The 4,527-nt window shown below is 73.4% G+C and carries 3 protein-coding genes and 1 riboswitch; all 3 genes read right to left on the reverse strand.

Annotated features, from left to right (window positions below; translation table 11 throughout):
- Window positions 1-3 precede the first annotated feature (3 nt).
- The 3 genes from ACFUEL_RS35680 to ACFUEL_RS35690 all read right to left on the reverse strand — a co-directional run bounded on the left by ACFUEL_RS35680 (window position 4) and on the right by ACFUEL_RS35690 (window position 3,857).
- On the reverse strand, window positions 4-1,908 hold the full coding sequence (locus ACFUEL_RS35680; RefSeq protein ID WP_380241735.1) for an AMP-dependent synthetase/ligase: 1,905 nt from the start codon (window positions 1,906-1,908) through the stop codon (window positions 4-6).
- Between the two features lie 288 nt (window positions 1,909-2,196).
- Entirely contained in the window at window positions 2,197-2,397 is a 201-nt protein-coding gene (locus ACFUEL_RS35685; protein WP_380241737.1) for a hypothetical protein, read from the reverse strand.
- A 110-nt stretch (window positions 2,398-2,507) separates the two neighbouring features.
- A complete protein-coding gene (locus tag ACFUEL_RS35690) occupies window positions 2,508-3,857 on the reverse strand; it encodes a transglycosylase family protein (protein WP_380241739.1) in 1,350 nt (449 codons plus the stop codon).
- A gap of 5 nt (window positions 3,858-3,862) precedes the next feature.
- A riboswitch (cyclic di-AMP (ydaO/yuaA leader) is annotated at window positions 3,863-4,033 on the reverse strand.
- Window positions 4,034-4,527: the final 494 nt, after the last annotated feature.

Below are 4,527 nucleotides of genomic sequence, written 5' to 3' on the forward strand. Positions count from 1 at the left end.
CCGCTACGCGTAGAGCTGCTCCAGGTCGCGGCGGTAGGCGGCGCTGACGGCCTGCCGGCGGACCTTCAGCGAGGGCGTCAGCAGGCCGCGCTCCTCGGTGAAGTCGCCCGCCACCACCCGCACCCGGCGGATCGACTCGGCCCGCGAGACCGTCGAGTTGACGGCCAGGACCGCCCCGGCGAGCGCCGCCAGCACCGCCGGGTGGGCCGGGACGGCGCTGGCGACCTCCACCCCCCGCGGTGCGGGAGCGGCGGGCGGGCCCGCGGCGAGGAAGCGCTCCACCGCCTCGGCGTCCAGGGTGAGCAGCGCGCCCACGTACGGGCGGCCGTTGCCGACCACCAGCGCCTGGCTGACCAGCGGGTGGCCGCGCAGCCGGTCCTCCAGCGGGCCCGGCGAGACGTTCTTGCCGCCCGAGGTCACCAGGACCTCCTTCTTGCGGCCGGTGATGGTCAGGTAGCCGTCCTCGTCCAGCCGCCCCAGGTCGCCGGTGGCGAACCAGTGCGGCCGGACCGGCCGCGGCGCCCCCAACTCGTAGTAGCCGTCGAAGAGCTGACTGCCGCTCAGGAACACCTCGCCGTCCTCGGCGATCCGCACCGCACTGCCCGGCACCGGCTGCCCGACCGTGCCCGGCCGCGGCCGCAGCGGCGGGTTCACCGTGGACGGGCCGCTGCTCTCGGTCAGCCCGTAGCCCTCGTGCACCAGCACGCCCGCGCCCGCGAAGAACAGCAGCAGCTCCGGGTCGATCGAGGAGCCGCCGCTGATCGCGTACCGCACCCGGCCGCCCATCGCCGCCCGCACCCGCCGGTACACCAGCGCGTCGTACAGGCCGTGCGCCAGCCGCAGCGGGAGCGGCACCGGACGGCCGCCCGCCGCCGCGGCCAGCTCGGTCCGGGCGTAGCGCACCGCCACCGCGGCCGCCCGGTCGAACACCTTCCCCGCGCCCTTCGCCTGCGCCTCGGCCCGGCCCAACTGGTGGATCTTCTCGAACAGGTAGGGCACGCCCACCAGGAAGGTCGCCCCGAACGAGGCCAGGTCCGGCCGCAGCTCGGCCGGCTTCAGGGACGGGCTGTGGCCGATCCGGACCATCCCGTACACGCAGGTCACCTGGATCATCCGGCCCAGCACGTGCGCCAGCGGCAGGAACAGCAGCGTGCACGGCGCCCGGCCGGTCGCCTCCTCGAACACCGGCCCCAGCAGGGCGTGGCAGTTCGCCGCCTCGGTGAGGAAGTTGGCGTGGGTCAGCAGGCAGCCCTTCGGGCGGCCGGTGGTGCCCGAGGTGTAGATCAGCGTCGCCTCGTCCGCCGGGTGCCGGGCCCGCCGGCGGCGGGTCAGCTCCTCGGCGGGCACCGCACGGCCGAGGGCGGTGAGCTCGCCGACGGCGTCCCCGTCCAGCCGCCACAGCGGCACCGTGCCGCCGGTGCGGGCGATCGCCACCGTCAGCACCTCGGCCGCCCCGGCGTCCTCCGCGACCGCCAGCACCGCCCCCGAGTCCCGGACGATCCACTCCGCCTGCTCGACCGCGGACGTCGGGTAGACCGGCACCACGCAGGCGCCGGCCGCCCAGGCCGCGAAGTCCAGCAGCGTCCACTCGTACCTGGTCCGCGACATCAGCACGATCCGCGCGCCGGGGCCCACGCCGACCGCGACCAGGCCGCGGGCCAGCGCCGCGACCTGATCCGCGAACTCCCGCGCCGTCACGTCCCGCCAGGAGCCGTCCGGCTGACGGCGCGTCAGTACCACCGCCTCCGGCGCGGCCTCCGCGTTGCGGAACGGCAGGTCGCCCAGGCACCCGTCCTCGGGCGGCGGCACCAGGTGCGCGGCGCGGGCCTCGACGACCCGGCCGCCGCTGCGCAGCACCTCGACGGGTGGGCGGGCGGCGCGGGCGGCACGGGCGAGGGGGTGTGCCATGGCGAACTCCCTTGGGTGGGGTGGGGGTTCGCCCAGGGTAGGTACTCGCCGGTAAACTTACTAGACGGTAAGTTACTTGACAGTTCCGGGACTTGTGCCGCCAGGAGAGGACCGCCAGGGGCTCGGGGAACGGCGAGTCCGTGCTGCTGACGGTCGGAGCCCATCGGAGTGTTCGTGCTGCTGCGTGTCTTTGACGGAACCGATAGCTGATGCGCGCTCCGGCAGTGAACCGTCAGCAGACTGGGCCTCGCCGTTCCCCGAGCCCCTGGCGGTGCTCTCTGGAGGGTGTCAGCCCTCCTCGGCGGTGGGGGGCTTGGGGAGGAGGCGTTCGCCGTCGCGGGTGCCGCCGGTGCGGGCGATGGTGCGGCGGTCGGTGGAGAGGTAGTCGCGCAGGACCAGCTCCACCGCGTCCTGGGGGGAGGGGGCGCCGGCCCGCATCATCACTTCCAGGGCCAGGTCCGCGTCCAGCGTGATCGTCACTTTCGCCATGGTGCAGCTCCCCGGCCGTCGGTCCTCGGTCCCCGTCAGGCCGAGGATAGGCCGCTGCCCCCGGGGCCGACCAGGGTCCCCGGGGGCAGCGGCGGTTCACCGCTCGCGGATCAGACGCGGCCCGCGAAGTCGGGGGCCCAGTTGGCGATGGTCTCGGTGCGGACGCCGGAGCGCGGGTTCGCGGCCTCGACGTACTTGCCGTCGCCGACGTACAGCGCGACGTGGTAGACGCCCGAGTTGGCGCCGTTGTTGGACCAGAACAGCAGGTCGCCCGGCTGCAGGCTGTCCAGCGAGACGCGGGTCGAGTAGTCCGCCTGGTCGGCGGCGACGCGCGGCAGGCTGATGCCGGCCTGGCGGAAGGCGGCCTGGGTCAGGCCCGAGCAGTCCCAGCCGCCGTTGCCGGTGCCGCCGTAGACGTACGCCTGGCCGAGCTTGGACAGCGCGAAGTCGATCGCCGCGGCCTTGGAGCCGGTCGCCTTGGTGGCGGCGGTGGCGGTGGTGGTGGACGCGGTGGCGGTGGTCGCGGTGGTGGTCGCGGCCTTCGCGGTGGTGGCGGCCTTCGCGGTGCCGGTGCTGCCGGTGCTGCCGGTGCTGCCGGTCGAGGACTTCGCGGCGGAGTGGCCGCTCTTCCAGGACGAGCCCTTGTACGAGGACGAGGACGAGGCCGAGGACTTGGCGGCCGGGGCGGACTGCTGCTGCGCGGTGCCGCTGCCGCCGCCCAGCGAGAGCTGCTGGCCCGGGTAGATCATGTCCGGACCCTCGGTGAGGACCGAGCGGTTCAGGTCGTACAGCTTCTGCCAGCCGCCGTCCACGTGCTGGCTCTGCGCGATGGCGGACAGCCAGTCGCCCGCCACGACGGTGTAGGTGCCGGCGGCCGGGGTGCTCTGCTCGGCCTGCGGCTGGGCCTGGCTCTGCGAGTGCGACTGCGCCTGCGACTGCGACTTGCCCTGCGACCAGGAGTGCTGGGACTGGCCCTTGCCGCTGCCGCCGGACTGCGCCTGGGACTGGGACTGCGACTGGGACTGCGCGGAGCCGCTGCTGTCCGAGCCCGCGGCGGCGGACGAGGAGGAGGTGGAGGTGTCGACCTGGGGGGCGGCGCCGCCCTTGGTCAGACCGGCCTGGACGGAGCAGACGGGCCAGGCGCCGGGGCCCTGGGAGGCCAGCACCTTCTCGGCGACAGCGATCTGCTGGTCCTTGGTGGCGAGGTCGGCGCGCGAGGCGTACGCGGTGCCGCCGAACTCGGCCCAGGTGGAGGAGGTGAACTGCAGACCACCGTAGAAGCCGTTGCCGGTGTTGATCGACCAGTTGCCGCTGGACTCGCACTGGGCGACCTTGTCCCAGGTGGAGACGGTCGCGGCGGAGGCGGTGCCGGTGGTCAGGCAGGGGATGGTGAGGCCGATGCCGACGACGCCGGTGGTGGCTATCAGGCGGCGGGCGCGCTTGGCGCTGATGGGCAGCATGAAGAAGCGTTCCTCTCCCACGCCTGCGAGGTGAGCTGTCGGATTCGGGCTGGAGTTGCCCGGCCGCGCGCACCGCTGCGGTGCGCCCGGCTTCACCCCTAGCCCCGTGCGGTCCTTCGACCGCCCGGGGCGACTTACCTGGTTCCCCCGCCCCTGCCGTGGTGCGTTGTGCATGAGCCGACCCACCCGGCGGCAGGACTCGGCGTTCCGGGTGAGCTGGGTCCGTGTGTCCACGAACGTGGGCAGGAGATTAAGCGGACTTAAGGAGGATTGGCAAATGCCGGTGCGGCTTCCCCCGGGCTTGGGAAAAGGTGATCAAGAATTCCGCCCGGAACTCCGTTGCGCCGGACGGGCGCTGGGGGCGCGTCAGGCGAAAGCTGATCTTGTGACCGTTTTGGGCGATAAGGGTATTTGATAGAGAAATACGGCTTTGGTAGGGATGTGTTCCGGCGGCGGTCGGTGGGACGGTGGGCGAATTGTCAGGATTCGCGGGTGAACGTCCCTGGCGGGAGCGGGCCGGCGCCGCTCGTCCGCTGACGGCCCGTGAGGCCCGCCCCGGGGCCCGGCTCCGACAATCCCGGCCATCCGGGCCGGGGGCCCGGTGCGGCGAATGCGGGTGGATCGGCTTTCCCTTGCTCCCGCATTCCGGAATTCCGGGGAAACGGTGTCC

Origin of the sequence: Kitasatospora sp. NPDC057198 (assembly GCF_042670125.1) — a bacterium.
In the GTDB taxonomy this organism is placed as follows: Bacteria; Actinomycetota; Actinomycetes; order Streptomycetales; family Streptomycetaceae; genus Kitasatospora.

Bases quoted from the DNA above. Each gene is read 5' to 3' on its own strand.
- ACFUEL_RS35680 (WP_380241735.1), bottom strand. From the start codon at position 1,908: ATGGCACACCCCCTCGCCCGTGCCGCCCGCGCCGCCCGCCCACCCGTC.
- ACFUEL_RS35685 (WP_380241737.1), bottom strand. From the start codon at position 2,397: ATGGCGAAAGTGACGATCACGCTGGACGCGGACCTGGCCCTGGAAGTG.
- ACFUEL_RS35690 (WP_380241739.1), bottom strand. From the start codon at position 3,857: ATGCTGCCCATCAGCGCCAAGCGCGCCCGCCGCCTGATAGCCACCACC.